A 12,192-nucleotide genomic window follows, 5' to 3' on the forward strand; every position below is an offset into this window, starting at 1 on the left:
GCTGGGACAGTCGGCGAGAAACCGTGGGAAACCGGTTCCCGCCGTGCTGTGCCCAGCCTAGCAACCGGTTTCCGCCAGAGGGAACGCCCGGATGCGACGTGCGGGTGCGCGGCGACCTCTCATGTCGGGCCGCGACGCCGTTCGAGGGCGCCGTCGGCCAGGTCTCAGCGTGGTGGTGGGTCGAACAGCGCGAGCTCGCCGGCACCGGGGGCCTCGAAGGCGCCCAGCCACTCGTCGAGGTCGGCGCGACGGATCGGTTCGTCCTGCCAGGGCGGCGTGGAGTTCCGTGCGTCGATGCGCCGCCACAGCTCGTCGGGAGGGGCGTCGAGGTAGTGCAGCTCGACGCCGACACCCAGGCTGCGGGCCGCGGCCCGCATCTCGTCGCGTTCGGCTCGCGACCAGAGCCCGAAGTCCAGGACGACGCTCAGGCCGTGGCGCAGGATCTCCTGGGCCAGGCGCCAGAGCTCCCGTTCGACCCTTTCGTTGGCGACCGTGTCCCACGGGCTGGAGCCGAGCGCCCGCAGCCACTCGTCCTTCGTGAGCCGCACGGCGCCGCGTTCTGCGGCGATCTGGAGAGCGCGTGTGGTCTTGCCCGCCCCGGGCAGCCCGCAGGTCAGGATCAGTCGTGCTCCGTCGGGCGAACGGTCGACGGTGTCCGTCATGGTCGCGACGCCGCGGGAGAAGCCATGCCGCGACGCTACAGGCCGGCGCCGCCCCGCCCCGACGCCTCAGCCGGCCAGCAGGTGCGACACGTAGAGCGCCAGGGCGCCGACGAAGGAGACGGCGCCCACGCCCAGCGCGAGCTTCTGCAGGCCGCGGTTCCCGGCGCCGGCGCGGAGCCGGACGATCGCCCAGGCCACGGCGGCGGCCGCCACGAGCGGGACCACGAAGAGCGCCAGGGAGGCGATCGAGAGCACGAGCAGCCAGACGTCGGCGGCGGGGGTGCGGAGGGCCGGCGCCGGGGACGCCGCTGCGGGCGCCGGGGCCATCGGGGTCGACGCGGCGGCGATGGAGTCCACCGGGCCCAGCTCGTCGAGCACGCGGCGGGCACCGGCGTCGTCCGAGCCGTGCAGTGCGAGGGACTCGGTCGCGTGCTCGCGCACCGCGGCGAGCGTCTCGGCGCGCTCGCGGGGCTCGCTGCCGGCGAGGGCGCGCTCGAGGTCGGCGAGGTACGCCTCGACCAGCGGGGGGAACGCGGGGGCTGTGGTCATCAGGACTCCAGGGTCGTGCGGACGTCGGCGGTGAACCGGGACCAGGTGGCGGTGAACGTCTCGAGCGCCGCCCGCCCCTCGGTCGAGAGCTCGTAGTACCGGCGCGGCGGGCCCATCGACGACGCGATCTGCGTGGTCGTGACCCAGCCCTGCTGGCGCAGCCGCGAGAGGAGCGGGTACAGCGTGCCCTCGCTGGTCAGCAGGGTGCTCGTGGCGCTCAGGCGCTCGGCGAGCTCGAGGCCGTAGGCCGGCCCCGAGCGCAGGCAGGCCAGGACGCAGTACTCCACGACCCCCTTGCGGAGCTGGGTGAGGACGACGTCCTGGGTCGGTACCATGCGACACAAGGTACCACTCTCTTGCGTCGCAAGGTAGTGGTCGCCCGGGCCTGCCGATCGCCCGCCACGTCAGCCCGCCGCCCGGCGCACGAGGCCGGTGAGCTTCTCCTCGAACTCGGGCGTCCAGGCCAGCACGGCGAAGGAGGTCGGCCAGAAGTCGCCGTCGTCGAGCTGCGCGGCGAAGTCGAAGCCGATCGTCGCGTACCGGGTCTTGAACTTCACGGCCGGCTGCACGAACACCACGATCTTGCCGGCGGCGTTCGCGAAGCCCGGCATGCCGTAGTACGTCTTCGGCACGAGGTGGGGCGCGACGTCGCTCACCACGCGGCAGAGCCCCTCGGCGATGTCGCGGTCGGTGCCCTCGAGCGGGTCGATGGCCTCGCGCACCGCCTTCTCGCCCGCGGCGCGGTTCCTGCCTGCCTTCTCCTGCTCGCGCAGCTCCTTCGCGCGCTGCTTGACGGCGGCGCGCTCGTCGACGCTCAGACCCTCGGACGTGGCCATGACGGTTCCTCTCGTGGTGGCTGGCGCGGCGCCCGACGGCGTCGCACCACCCACGCTAGGGACCGCCCGCCAGCCGCGCTTCTCCGATCCTGACCGGTTCGACCTGCTGGTTCGACCTGCTGGTTCGACCTGCTGGTTCGACCTGCTGGTTCGACCTGCTGGTTCGACCTGGCGCGGCCGGGCACGACGACGCCCCGCCGCCCGGGGAGGCGACGGGGCGTCGTGCGGCGGGCCGGCGTCGGCGACAGGCCCGCACCGGGGTGTCAAGGCCCGGTGTGCTGCGGTGGGGCTACAGGTGCGGCAGCACGTGCCGCGCGTACCGCTCGCCGACCGTGCGGGCGGTGTCGCGCGGGTCGTCGGCCCAGATCTCCTCGTTGAAGATCTCGGTCTCGACGTCCCCGGTGTAGCCCGCCTCGGCCACCCAGCGCGAGATCGTCGGGAAGTCGACGTACCCGTCGCCCACGTGCCCGCGCGAGTTGAGCGGGTCGGCGGCCAGCGGCAGGTTCCAGTCGCAGACCTGGTAGCCCGCGATCCGGCCCTGGGCCCCGGCCCGCGCGATCGACTCGCGCAGCTGCGGGTCCCACCACACGTGGTAGGTGTCGACGACGACGCCCACGGTCTCGGGCGCGAACGGCGCCGCGAGGTCGAGCGCCTGCCCCAGGGTGGAGATCACCGCGCGGTCGGCGGCGAACATCGGGTGCAGCGCCTCGAGCACGATCCGCACGTCGTGCTCGGCCGCGAACGGCGCGAGCTCGGCGAGCCGGTCCGCCACGCGGGCGCGGGCGGCGACGACGTCGCGGTCGCCGGGGCCGGCGTCGGGCCGGGGGCCCCGGCCCGGCTCGCTGAGGGCGGGCAGCCCGCCGACGACGAACACCAGCTCCCGGGTGCCGACGCCCGCCGTCTCCTCGATGGCGCGCTTGTTGTCGTCGAGCGCGGCGGCGATGCCCGCCTCGTCCGCGGCCGTGAGGAACCCGCCGCGGCACAGCGACGAGACGCGCAGGCCGGCGTCCGACACGATGCGGGCCGCCTTGTCGGCGCCGTGCTCCTGCACCTGGTGGCGCCACAGCCCGACGGCGCCGAGCCCGGCCGCGGCGGCGGCGTCGACCGCCTCGGCGAGCGTGGCGTGCTTGACCGTCGCGGTGTTGAGGGAGCAGCGGCTCAGGTCGGCCCCGGACGGCGCGGCGCTCATGCGGAGACCCCGTTCGTCACCAGCAGGGCGTCCAGGCGGCGGGCGGCCAGGGCCGGGTCGAGCAGCATGCCGCAGCCGTCGGCGAGCCGTGCCAGCTCCACGAGGTGCGCCAGCGAGCGGCCGGACTGCAGGCCGCCCACGAGCTGGAACCCGCTCTGGAAGCCGTTCAGCCACGACAGGAACGCCACACCCGTCTTGTAGTAGTAGGTCGGCGCCGCGAAGATGTGCCGCCCCAGCTTCTCGGTCGAGGCGAGGATCGCGTGACCGCGTGCGCCCTCCCCGGCGTCGAACGCCTGGAGGGCCGTGGACGCGGCCGGGTAGATCGCGGCGAAGATGCCGAGCAGGGCGTCGGAGTGCCCCTGCTCGTCGCCGGCGATCAGCTCGGGGTAGTTGAAGTCGTCGCCGGTGTACAGCCGGACGGGGGAGCCGTCGAGCGCGGCGAGCGCCCGGCGCAGCCCGATCTCGTGCTGCGCGTCGAGCAGCGAGACCTTGACGCCGTCGACCCTGTCCTGGTGGGCCTTGATGAGGTCGAGGAACGTGGCGGTCGCGGACGCCACGTCGTCGGACCCCCAGTAGCCGGCGAGGGCCGGGTCGAACATCGTGCCCAGCCAGTGCAGGACGACGGGCTTGTCGGCCTCAGCCAGCACGGCGTCGTAGACGCGGGCGTAGTCCTCGGGGGAGCGGGCCACCTTCGCCAGCGCGCGCGAGGCCATGACGATGACCTGCGCCCCGGCGTCCTGCACCACGTGCACCTGCTCGCGGTAGGCGTCGATCACCGCGGCGAGGCCGGCCTCGCTCGGCTCGATCGACGCGGGGTCGAGCTGGTCGGTGCCCGCGCCGCACGCGATGCGGGCGCCGACGGACGCGGCCTCGGCCGAGGACCGGCGCACCAGCTCCTGCGTCGCGGCCCAGTCCAGGCCCATGCCGCGCTGGGCGGTGTCCATGGCGTCGGCGACGCCGAGGCCGAAGCGCCAGATCTCGTGCCGGTAGGCGAGGGTCGCGTCCCAGTCGACGACGGCGGGCGCGCCCGGCACGTTCTCGGCGCCGACCTGCGGCACGACGTGCGCCGCGGCGAACGCGACGCGCGACGTGATCGGCGCGGCCGGGGCGTGCCACGGGCCCGGCGCGTTGAGCTCGCGCACCTCGGTGCCGGTGGCGCGGCCCGCGGCGTCGAACCGGGGGAGGCGCACGGTGACGCCGCTGGGCGCCAGCTCGGGGGCGAGCGCGGGGTTGAGGGTCTGTGTCGTCACAGCGTGATCTCCGGGACGTCGAGGCGGCGGCCCTCGGCCGACGACTGCAGGCCGAGCTCGGCGAGCTGCACCCCGCGCGCGGCGGACAGCAGGTCGAAGCGGTGCGGGCGGCCGGCGACGACGTCGCGCAGGAACTCCTCCCACTGCAGCTTGAAGCCGTTGTCGAGGTCGGCGTTGGCGGGCACCTCGAGCCACTGGTCGCGGAAGGGCTCCGTGACGGGCAGGTCCGGGTTCCACACGGGCTTGGGGGTGTGGGCGCGCTGCTGCGCGACGCACTTGCGCAGGCCCGCCACGGCCGAGCCGTGGGTGCCGTCGATCTGGAACTCGACGAGCTCGTCGCGGTACACGCGCACGGCCCAGGAGGAGTTGATCTGCGCCACGACCGGGTCGCCGCCCGGCGTCTCGATCTCGAAGATGCCGTACGCGGCGTCGTCGGCGGTGGCGGCGTACTCCTTGCCCTGCTCGTCCCAGCGGGTGGGGATGTGGGTGGTGGTCTGCGCGTTGACGGTCTTGACCGCGCCGAGGATGCCCTCGAGGACGTAGTTCCAGTGGCAGAACATGTCCGTGGTCATGCCGCCGCCGTCCTCCTTGCGGTAGTTCCAGGACGGGCGCTGGGCGGCCTGGTGCTCGCCCTCGAACACCCAGTAGCCGAACTCGCCGCGCAGCGACAGGATGCGGCCGAAGAAGCCCTCGTCGACGAGGCGGCGCAGCTTGACCAGGCCCGGCAGGTACAGCTTGTCGTGCACGACACCGGCGGTGACGCCGGTCTCCTCGCGCAGGCGGGCGAGCTCGACGGCCTCGGCCAGGGTCTCGGCGGTCGGCTTCTCCGTGTAGACGTGCTTGCCGGCCTGCATCGCCTTGGTGAGCGTCTTGGCACGCAGCGAGGTCATGGAGGCGTCGAACACGATGTCCGTGGCGGGGTCGGCGATGATCCCGTCGAGGTCGGTCGTGTACTCGGTGACGCCGTGCTGGGCGGCCAGCTCGGCGAGCTTGGACTCGTTGCGGCCCACGAGCACGGGCTCCACCTGCACGCGCGAGCCGTCGGGCAGCTCGACGCCGCCCTGCTCGCGGATCGGCAGGATCGAGCGCACGAGGTGCTGGCGGTAGCCCATGCGGCCCGTGACGCCGTTCATCGCGATGCGCAGCGTGCGCGTGGGTGTGCTCACTCGGGACTCCTTCGTCGTCGTCGACGCCGGACGGCGTCGCCGGATGGCGGGCGCGAGACCCCGCCGCGAGGCGACAAGGAATGCGCTTTCCCGCCCACGGTAAGGTGTCCCCGGCGAGCACGTCAAGACATGCCGCCGCCGGAGGGCGAGGATGCCCCCGGGAACAGCGGGCCGCGGCCCGCCAGGACGGAGCAGGAGGAGCAGGTGGCACGAGCGAGGCTGCAGGACGTCGCCGACCGCGCGGGGGTCTCCCTCGCCACGGCGTCGCGGGTGCTCAACGGCTCGGCGCGACAGCCCGGCGCCGACCTGGTCGCGCGGGTCAAGGCCGCGGCGGGGGAGCTGGGCTATGTCGTGAACGCCCAGGCCCAGGCGCTGGCGCGCGCCCGGTCCGGGCTCCTGGGGCTCGTCGTGCAGGACATCTCCGACCCGTACTTCTCGTCCATCGCCGCCGGGGCGCAGGCCGCGGCCCGGGCCAGCGGGCGCCTCGTGCTGCTCGCGTCGACCGGCCGCGACCCCGTGGCCGAGCGGGAGGCCGTCGCCGCGTTCGCCGCCCAGCGCGTGGACGCCGTCGTCGTCGCCGGCACCCGCTGGACCCCCGACGACGACGCCGCCCTCGCGGCCGAGCTCGACGCGTTCGTCGCCGCGGGCGGCCGGTCCGTCATCGTCGGCCAGCCCGTCGGCGACGGGTCCGTGGTGCGCCCGCCCAACGCCACCGGCGCCCGCGCCCTCGCCGAGGCCCTGCTGGCGCAGGGGCAGCGGCGGTTCGTGGTGCTCGGCGGGCCCACGCGCGTCGTGACGTCGCGCGAGCGCACCGACGCGTTCACCGCCGCCGCCCGCGCCGCCGGCGGGGAGGTCGCGGAGGTGCTGGTCACCGAGTTCTCCCGCGACGGCGGGTACGCGGCCGGCGACGACGTCGCCGAGCTGGTGCGCGAGCGCGCCGCCGAGAAGCCGCTGACCGTCTTCGCCGTCACGGACGTCATGGCGATCGGGCTCATCGCCCGCCTGCGCGAGCTGGGCGTCGAGGTGCCGCGCGACGTGCGCGTCGCCGGGTTCGACGACGTCCCGACCCTGCGCGACCACGCGCCCGCCCTGTCCACCGTGCGCATCCCCCTCGAGGAGATGGGCAGCCTCGCCGTGCAGGCCGCCGTCGGCGACACCGCGCCCGGGGCTGTCACCGAGGTCGGCTTCGAGGTGCAGCTGCGCGACTCGACCCGCTGACGCGGCGGGCGGCCCGGGTCAGGCGCGCGCGAGCGTCAGCCCCAGCCCGCGGTGGGCGCGCTCGATCGTGGCCGCGTAGGCGGACAGCATGCGCACGTGGCTGAACCGGGGCCGCGCCGCGAGGAGCGCCCCGGCGAGGGAGTCCCGGCGCGCGGCCGCCTCGCGCCACGCCGCGGCGATCTCCGCCGGGTCGAAGCCAGTGACGAGGCCGATGCCGTCCACGATCCGTGCGCTGTCGCCCACCGGCGTCGTCACGGGGACCGCCCCGCTCATGGCGCCCTCGATGAGGCACAGCGGGGCCGCCTCGCCGAACGACGACGTCAGCGCGACGACGTCCGACGCCGCGAGCACCTGCTCCATGTCGTGCCGCACGCCGAGCAGGTGCACCCGGTCGAGCAGGTCGGGGCGGTCGCCGAACGCGTCGCGCAGGTCGGCGGCGAGGTCCGGGTTGGCGGGGCTCATGCCGGACCCGCACATCACGACGTGCGCGTCGGCGTCGCTCCCCAGCAGCTCGCGGGCCGCGGCCACGAACAGGCGGGGGTTCTTCATCGCGTCGTACCGGGCCGCGTACGTCACGACCGTCCCGTCGGCGGGCAGCCGGTGCGCCCCGCGGAGGGCCAGCCGGCGCGCGGCCCGTGCCGGGCGGAAGCGCGTGAGGTCGACGCCGTTCGGGATGACCCGCAGCAGGTGCGCGGGCACGCCCGCGGCCTCGTAGGCGGCGCGGGTGGACTCGGCGCAGCAGACGACGGCGGCGAGCCGGCCGTCGTCCGCGGCGCGCAGCAGGTGCCCCAGGCCCGACCCCTGGTGCTCGGGGTCCGAGCGGTGCAGGCAGGCGACCACCGGCCGGTCGGGCAGCGCGTCCGGGCGGGACAGCAGCCGCAGCGGCTGCTCCTTGAGCGCGAGCACCACGTCCGTGGCACGCAGCTCCCGGGCCAGGATCTCCGCCTCGCGGTCGGTGAGGACCTCCGGGTCGTGGGGCACCTCCGACGACCGGCCCAGCGACGACACCCGGACGCCCGCCGCCGTCAGCTGCCGGTAGCGCCGGTCGTCGGTCAGGCGCTGCAGGGCGGCGTCGCGCCGCACCTCGTCGTGGATGCTCAGCGCCGCGTGCCGCTGGCGGCCCTGGGCGTGCAGGCCCGCCACGACCGACGAGTGCAGCACGCGGGCGCCGCCGCTGAAGAAGCCCTCGTAGAGGGACAGGACACGAAGGGCTCGGGGCTCGGTGTACAGCACGGTCATGGGGACCACCTCCTGCCCCCAGCGTGCGCGGCGATGGTGTGGGGCCGATGACCGGCGTGTGACATTCTCATGACGCGCCGAGGGCGAGTCATGGTGCGTGCTTGGTCGTCGTCAGTCCAGGCAGAACTCGTTGCCCTCGACGTCCCGCATCGTGATGCAGGACTCCTCCTCGCCGTCGGCGAGCTGGGTCCACAGGTGGACGGCGCCCAGCGGCTCGAGGCGTGCCTGCTCGGCCCGCAGCGCGGCCAGGCGCTCGTCGCCGACCAGCCCGGTGCCGACGCGGACGTCGAGGTGCACGCGGTTCTTCACGACCTTGCCCTCGGGCACCTTCTGGAAGTACAGCCGCGGACCGTCGCCGGTCGGGTCCTGCGCGTTGCAGTCCGAGCCCTCGGGCATGACGTACCCCAGCACCTCGCACCAGAAGCGGGCGACCCGCTCCGGGTCCGCGCAGTCGAAGGTCACCTGGAACTTCCGCACCGTTGCCATGCGCTCACCGTAGGTGCCGGCCCCGACGGGCGGCAGGGATTTCAGGGGGCGAGGAGCGACCGGATGTCCCGCTCCGCCTGGGCGGGCGTGGCGAGCCGGCAGCCGAGGTCCGTCCACCGCCGCACCAGCGCGGGCTCGGCCCGCAGCAGCCCCCAGCCGCGCCGCACCAGCGTCGGCAGCGGCTTGCGCGACTCGGCGACGTCGCGCAGGAACCGGAACCAGAAGTTCACGACGCGCGGCTGGCTGAGGCAGATCGCGTCGGCGAGGATCCCGTCCGCCCGGCACGCGGCCACCAGCTCGGCGGCGAAGATCCCCTCGGCGACGACGACGGGCGCGTCGCCCGCCTCGAGCACCGTGCCGCCGGTGCGGCGCGAGGTGGGGATGTCGTACACGGGCACGTCCGCGCGTCCGGTGCGCACCACGGCGCGCAGCGCGTCCAGGGCGGCGGCCGAGTCCCAGCTGCGGGGGTCGTCCCAGTCGACGATGCCGTAGCGCATCGGCATCCCCGGGAAGTCGACGTCGTGGTAGAAGTCGTCGAGGTTCATCACCGGCAGGCCGAGCCGCCGCGTGAGCGCCGTCTTGCCCGACCCCGACGGCCCCGTGAGCAGCACGATCCGCCGGGCGGGGCGGCGGGCCCCGGGCGGCACCTCGAAGAGGGCGTCGGACTCGTTCGCCGGGTCGTCCGCCGGCGGCGCGCTGTCGGTCACGGGCACCCATTCTCGGCGGCGGCGGTCGTGCTGTCGAAACCGGGACCCGACCGGCGGGCGCGCCGCCCCGCCCCCGGGTACGTTGCGGACGTGCAGGCCCGCGCGCCCCGGCCGGCCGCCGGCGTCGCGCTCGACGCGGCGGTCGCCGTCGTCGTGCTCGCCCTCCCGGTCACGCTGTGGGCCACGGGGGCGATGCCGTTCGTCCCGTGGGGCGCTGCCGCCACCGTGATCTCCTGCGCGGCGCTGTTCTGGCGCCGCACCCACCCGACCGTCGTCCTCGCCGTCACCGCGGTGCTCGGCGTCGCGGACACCGCGGCCGCCGCCCCGGGCGGGGCGCTGCTGCTGCCGCTGGCGATCGCCGTCTACACCGTCGTCTCCCTGGGCGACCGTCGGCTCGGGCTGCTGGCCGCGGCGGGGTCCGCCGTCGTGCTCGACGGCGTCCTGCTGCTGCGCGGCGCAAGCCCGGGCTCCGGCGTGGTCGCGGCCGTGCCGCTGCTGCTCGCGGTCGCCGCGGTGGTCGGTCTGGTGGTCGCGGCCCGGCGTGCGGAGCTGGCGTCGGCGCGGGACCGGGCCGCGCGGGCCGAGGCGACGCGCGAGGCCGAGGCGAGCCGCGCCGTCGCGGAGGAGCGGCTGCGGATCGCGCGCGAGCTGCACGACGTGCTGGCGCACCAGGTCGCCGTCGTCGGCGTGCAGTCCGGGGTCGCCGAGACCCTGCTGGTCGACGATCCCGACGCCGCGCGGGAGGCCCTCGCACACGTGCGCACCGCGTCCGCCGACGCGCTGCGGGAGCTCGCGACCCTGCTCGACCTGCTGCGTCGCGGCGACGAGGAGGCCCCCGAGCGGGCCGCGCCGGCGCCGTCGCTCGCCCGCCTCGACGAGCTGCTCGACGCCGTGCGCGCCACCGGGCTGCGCGTGGAGGTGCGGGTCGAGGGCGACGCCCGGCCGCTCGTCCCCGTCGTCGACCTCGCCGCCTACCGCGTGGTGCAGGAGGCGCTGACCAACGCGCACAAGCACGGCACCGGCCGCGCCCGCCTCACGCTCGCGTGGACGCCTGCCGGGCTCGGCGTCGAGGTCGTCAACCCGGTGCCCCGCGAGGCGGCGGGTGGCGTCGCGGCGGCCCCCTCCACGGGCCACGGTCTGCTCGGCATGCGCGAGCGCGTCGCGGCGGTGGGCGGCACGCTCGACGCCGGCGCCCGCGGCGGCGAGTTCGTCGTGCGCGCCGAGCTCCCTGCCCCCGCCCCTGCCCCCGCCCCCGCCCTCGACCCGACGTCCCCGGAGGAACCCCGATGACCGTGCGCGTGCTCGTCGTCGACGACCAGGAGCTCATCCGCGGCGGCTTCGCGGCCCTGCTGCGGCACGCCGACGGCGTCGAGGTGGTGGGGGAGGCCGGCGACGGCGACGAGGGGGTGCGCCTGGCGCGGGAGCTGCGCCCCGACGTCGTCCTCATGGACCTGCGCATGCCGGGCACCGACGGGCTCACCGCCACCGCGCGCATCGCGGACGACCCGGACCTCGCGGCCGTGCGCGTCGTCGTGCTCACGACGTTCGAGGGCGACGCCGAGGTGCTCGGCGCGCTCCGCGCCGGTGCCAGCGGGTTCCTCGGCAAGGGCGTGGCGCCCGCCGACCTGGTCGCCGCCGTGCGGACGGTCGCGGCCGGCGAGGCGCTGCTGTCGCCCGCGGCGACGCGCGCCGTCGTCGCGCACCTGGGCAGCGGCCCGCACGCCGCGCGCGGGATCGACCCGGCGCTCGTCGCGCACCTCACCGAGCGGGAGCGAGAGGTCGTGGCCCTCGTGGGTCAGGGGCTGTCGAACGACGAGATCGCCGCGGAGCTCGTCGTGTCCCCGTTCACGGCGAAGACGCACGTCAGCCGCGCCCTGGCGAAGACCGGCGCCCGCGACCGCGCGCAGCTCGTCGTCATCGCCTACCGCTCGGGGCTCGTCGAGCCGCGCTGAGCCGCGCCGGTCCGCCGTCGGCGGGCGTACTCCCTGGGGAGTACGCGCAGGTCCACCCGCCAGCACGACGACCGCGGGGATGCCCCGAGCGCACCCTGAGGTCATCGATGCAGCAGGCATCGGTCGAGGAGCGGGACCTCACCGACAACCCGCACGCCAGGAGCGCACGATGACCGCCATGACCGGCAGGAGCGTCACCACCGACGAGGTCTCCACGCGGGGCCAGGCCCCGGACTTCCCCCTCTACGCCGGGGACCCGGTGCGGCTGTCCGGGCGGCGGTGGGGCGTCCTCATGGCGTCCGTCCTCGTGGCCGTCGCGTGCGACCTGTTCGTCACCGTCCCCGGGCCCGCCTGGCTGGCGCTCGCGCTGCGCGGCACCCTGTTCGCCGGCATCCCGCTGGTGACGCTGCACCTGGTCGCGCCGGGCACCGTCGGCCGGCTGTTCCAGCGGCTGCGGCCGCGGGCCGGGCTGCTCGCCGTCGGGATCGCCGTCGCGAACGTCGTCGTGTCGTTCGTCGTCGGGGGCCTGGTGTCGGTCCTCGTCGAGACCCACCCCAACCCGATGGGCGGCACGATCGCCGCCCAGGGCGTCCTCGACAGGGCGCTGACGTACCTCGCGATGATCCCGCAGCTCGTGGGCGAGGAGATCTTCACCGTCCTGCCGCTGCTCGCGGTCCTCACGCTCGCCACCACCGTGTGGCACCTGTCGCGACGCTCGAGCCTGGTGCTCGCGGTGGTCGTCTCGACGCTCCTGTTCGCGGCGCTGCACCTGCCCACCTACGGCTGGAACGTGCTGCAGTGCGTGCTGGTCATCGGCACCGCGCGGGTCGTCCTCCTGGTGCCGTACCTGCTCACCAAGAACCTCGCCGCGTCGGCCACCGCGCACGTGCTCAACGACTGGGCGCTGTTCGGCTCGGCCGCGATCCTCGGCTGAGCCG

The 12,192-nt window shown here is 75.4% G+C and carries 14 protein-coding genes; 4 read left to right on the forward strand and 10 right to left on the reverse strand.

Annotated features, from left to right (window positions below; translation table 11 throughout):
- Positions 1-164: 164 nt before the first annotated feature.
- The 7 genes from ABZ493_RS14315 to ABZ493_RS14345 all read right to left on the reverse strand — a co-directional run bounded on the left by ABZ493_RS14315 (position 165) and on the right by ABZ493_RS14345 (position 5,652).
- On the reverse strand, positions 165-662 hold the full coding sequence (locus ABZ493_RS14315; RefSeq protein ID WP_430582808.1) for an ATP-binding protein: 498 nt from the start codon (positions 660-662) through the stop codon (positions 165-167).
- Positions 663-728: 66 nt separating this feature from the next.
- Complete coding sequence (locus ABZ493_RS14320) at positions 729-1,211, reverse strand: hypothetical protein (RefSeq protein WP_430582809.1); 483 nt, start codon at positions 1,209-1,211, stop codon at positions 729-731.
- Positions 1,211-1,546 (reverse strand): PadR family transcriptional regulator, encoded by a 336-nt coding sequence (locus tag ABZ493_RS14325; protein WP_430582810.1) that lies wholly within the window; start codon positions 1,544-1,546, stop codon positions 1,211-1,213. The genes ABZ493_RS14320 and ABZ493_RS14325 overlap by 1 nt, the downstream gene beginning before the upstream one ends.
- Before the next feature lie 69 nt (positions 1,547-1,615).
- Positions 1,616-2,047, reverse strand: coding sequence for a hypothetical protein (locus tag ABZ493_RS14330; protein WP_430582811.1), 432 nt, complete (start codon positions 2,045-2,047; stop codon positions 1,616-1,618).
- Positions 2,048-2,336: 289 nt separating this feature from the next.
- A complete protein-coding gene (locus ABZ493_RS14335; protein ID WP_430582812.1) occupies positions 2,337-3,236 on the reverse strand; it encodes a sugar phosphate isomerase/epimerase family protein in 900 nt (299 codons plus the stop codon).
- Positions 3,233-4,378, reverse strand: a complete 1,146-nt coding sequence (locus tag ABZ493_RS14340) for a dihydrodipicolinate synthase family protein (RefSeq protein ID WP_430582836.1) — start codon at positions 4,376-4,378, stop codon at positions 3,233-3,235. Before ABZ493_RS14340 ends, ABZ493_RS14335 begins: the two co-directional genes overlap by 4 nt.
- A gap of 104 nt (positions 4,379-4,482) precedes the next feature.
- Positions 4,483-5,652 carry a Gfo/Idh/MocA family oxidoreductase gene (locus tag ABZ493_RS14345; protein ID WP_430582813.1) on the reverse strand — a complete coding sequence of 390 codons (1,170 nt, stop codon included), beginning with the start codon at positions 5,650-5,652 and terminating at the stop codon, positions 4,483-4,485.
- A 204-nt stretch (positions 5,653-5,856) separates the two neighbouring features.
- Here ABZ493_RS14345 and ABZ493_RS14350 point away from each other — a divergent pair, with 204 nt between their 5' ends.
- On the forward strand, positions 5,857-6,870 hold the full coding sequence (locus ABZ493_RS14350; protein WP_430582814.1) for a LacI family DNA-binding transcriptional regulator: 1,014 nt from the start codon (positions 5,857-5,859) through the stop codon (positions 6,868-6,870).
- Between the two features lie 18 nt (positions 6,871-6,888).
- Here the strand turns inward: ABZ493_RS14350 and ABZ493_RS14355 are convergent, their stop codons facing one another.
- From ABZ493_RS14355 to ABZ493_RS14365, 3 genes are all read right to left on the reverse strand, one after another.
- On the reverse strand, positions 6,889-8,109 hold the full coding sequence (locus ABZ493_RS14355) for a glycosyltransferase (protein ID WP_430582815.1): 1,221 nt from the start codon (positions 8,107-8,109) through the stop codon (positions 6,889-6,891).
- 111 nt (positions 8,110-8,220) lie between these two features.
- Positions 8,221-8,595 carry a VOC family protein gene (locus ABZ493_RS14360; protein ID WP_430582816.1) on the reverse strand — a complete coding sequence of 125 codons (375 nt, stop codon included), beginning with the start codon at positions 8,593-8,595 and terminating at the stop codon, positions 8,221-8,223.
- A 41-nt stretch (positions 8,596-8,636) separates the two neighbouring features.
- Positions 8,637-9,302 (reverse strand): ATP-binding protein, encoded by a 666-nt coding sequence (locus ABZ493_RS14365; protein WP_430582817.1) that lies wholly within the window; start codon positions 9,300-9,302, stop codon positions 8,637-8,639.
- A 90-nt stretch (positions 9,303-9,392) separates the two neighbouring features.
- Between ABZ493_RS14365 and ABZ493_RS14370 the strand changes: the two genes are divergently transcribed.
- The 3 genes from ABZ493_RS14370 (at position 9,393) to ABZ493_RS14380 (ending at position 12,188) form a co-directional block, all read left to right on the forward strand.
- Positions 9,393-10,592 (forward strand): histidine kinase, encoded by a 1,200-nt coding sequence (locus ABZ493_RS14370; protein ID WP_430582818.1) that lies wholly within the window; start codon positions 9,393-9,395, stop codon positions 10,590-10,592.
- Positions 10,589-11,254 (forward strand): response regulator transcription factor, encoded by a 666-nt coding sequence (locus ABZ493_RS14375; RefSeq protein ID WP_430582819.1) that lies wholly within the window; start codon positions 10,589-10,591, stop codon positions 11,252-11,254. Before ABZ493_RS14370 ends, ABZ493_RS14375 begins: the two co-directional genes overlap by 4 nt.
- 178 nt (positions 11,255-11,432) lie before the next feature.
- Positions 11,433-12,188 carry a CPBP family intramembrane glutamic endopeptidase gene (locus ABZ493_RS14380; RefSeq protein WP_430582820.1) on the forward strand — a complete coding sequence of 252 codons (756 nt, stop codon included), beginning with the start codon at positions 11,433-11,435 and terminating at the stop codon, positions 12,186-12,188.
- The last annotated feature ends 4 nt before the right edge of the window (positions 12,189-12,192 follow it).

Source organism: Isoptericola sp. NPDC019482, from assembly GCF_040632295.1.
In the GTDB taxonomy this organism is placed as follows: Bacteria; Actinomycetota; Actinomycetes; order Actinomycetales; family Cellulomonadaceae; genus Isoptericola.

Excerpts from the sequence above, each read along its gene's own strand:
- ABZ493_RS14330 (WP_430582811.1), bottom strand. The coding sequence starts at position 2,047 with ATGGCCACGTCCGAGGGTCTGAGCGTCGACGAGCGCGCCGCCGTCAAG.
- ABZ493_RS14320 (WP_430582809.1), bottom strand. The coding sequence starts at position 1,211 with ATGACCACAGCCCCCGCGTTCCCCCCGCTGGTCGAGGCGTACCTCGCC.
- ABZ493_RS14315 (WP_430582808.1), bottom strand. The coding sequence starts at position 662 with ATGACGGACACCGTCGACCGTTCGCCCGACGGAGCACGACTGATCCTG.
- ABZ493_RS14335 (WP_430582812.1), bottom strand. The coding sequence starts at position 3,236 with ATGAGCGCCGCGCCGTCCGGGGCCGACCTGAGCCGCTGCTCCCTCAAC.
- ABZ493_RS14325 (WP_430582810.1), bottom strand. The coding sequence starts at position 1,546 with ATGGTACCGACCCAGGACGTCGTCCTCACCCAGCTCCGCAAGGGGGTC.
- ABZ493_RS14380 (WP_430582820.1), top strand. The coding sequence starts at position 11,433 with ATGACCGGCAGGAGCGTCACCACCGACGAGGTCTCCACGCGGGGCCAG.
- ABZ493_RS14375 (WP_430582819.1), top strand. The coding sequence starts at position 10,589 with ATGACCGTGCGCGTGCTCGTCGTCGACGACCAGGAGCTCATCCGCGGC.
- ABZ493_RS14360 (WP_430582816.1), bottom strand. The coding sequence starts at position 8,595 with ATGGCAACGGTGCGGAAGTTCCAGGTGACCTTCGACTGCGCGGACCCG.
- ABZ493_RS14355 (WP_430582815.1), bottom strand. The coding sequence starts at position 8,109 with ATGACCGTGCTGTACACCGAGCCCCGAGCCCTTCGTGTCCTGTCCCTC.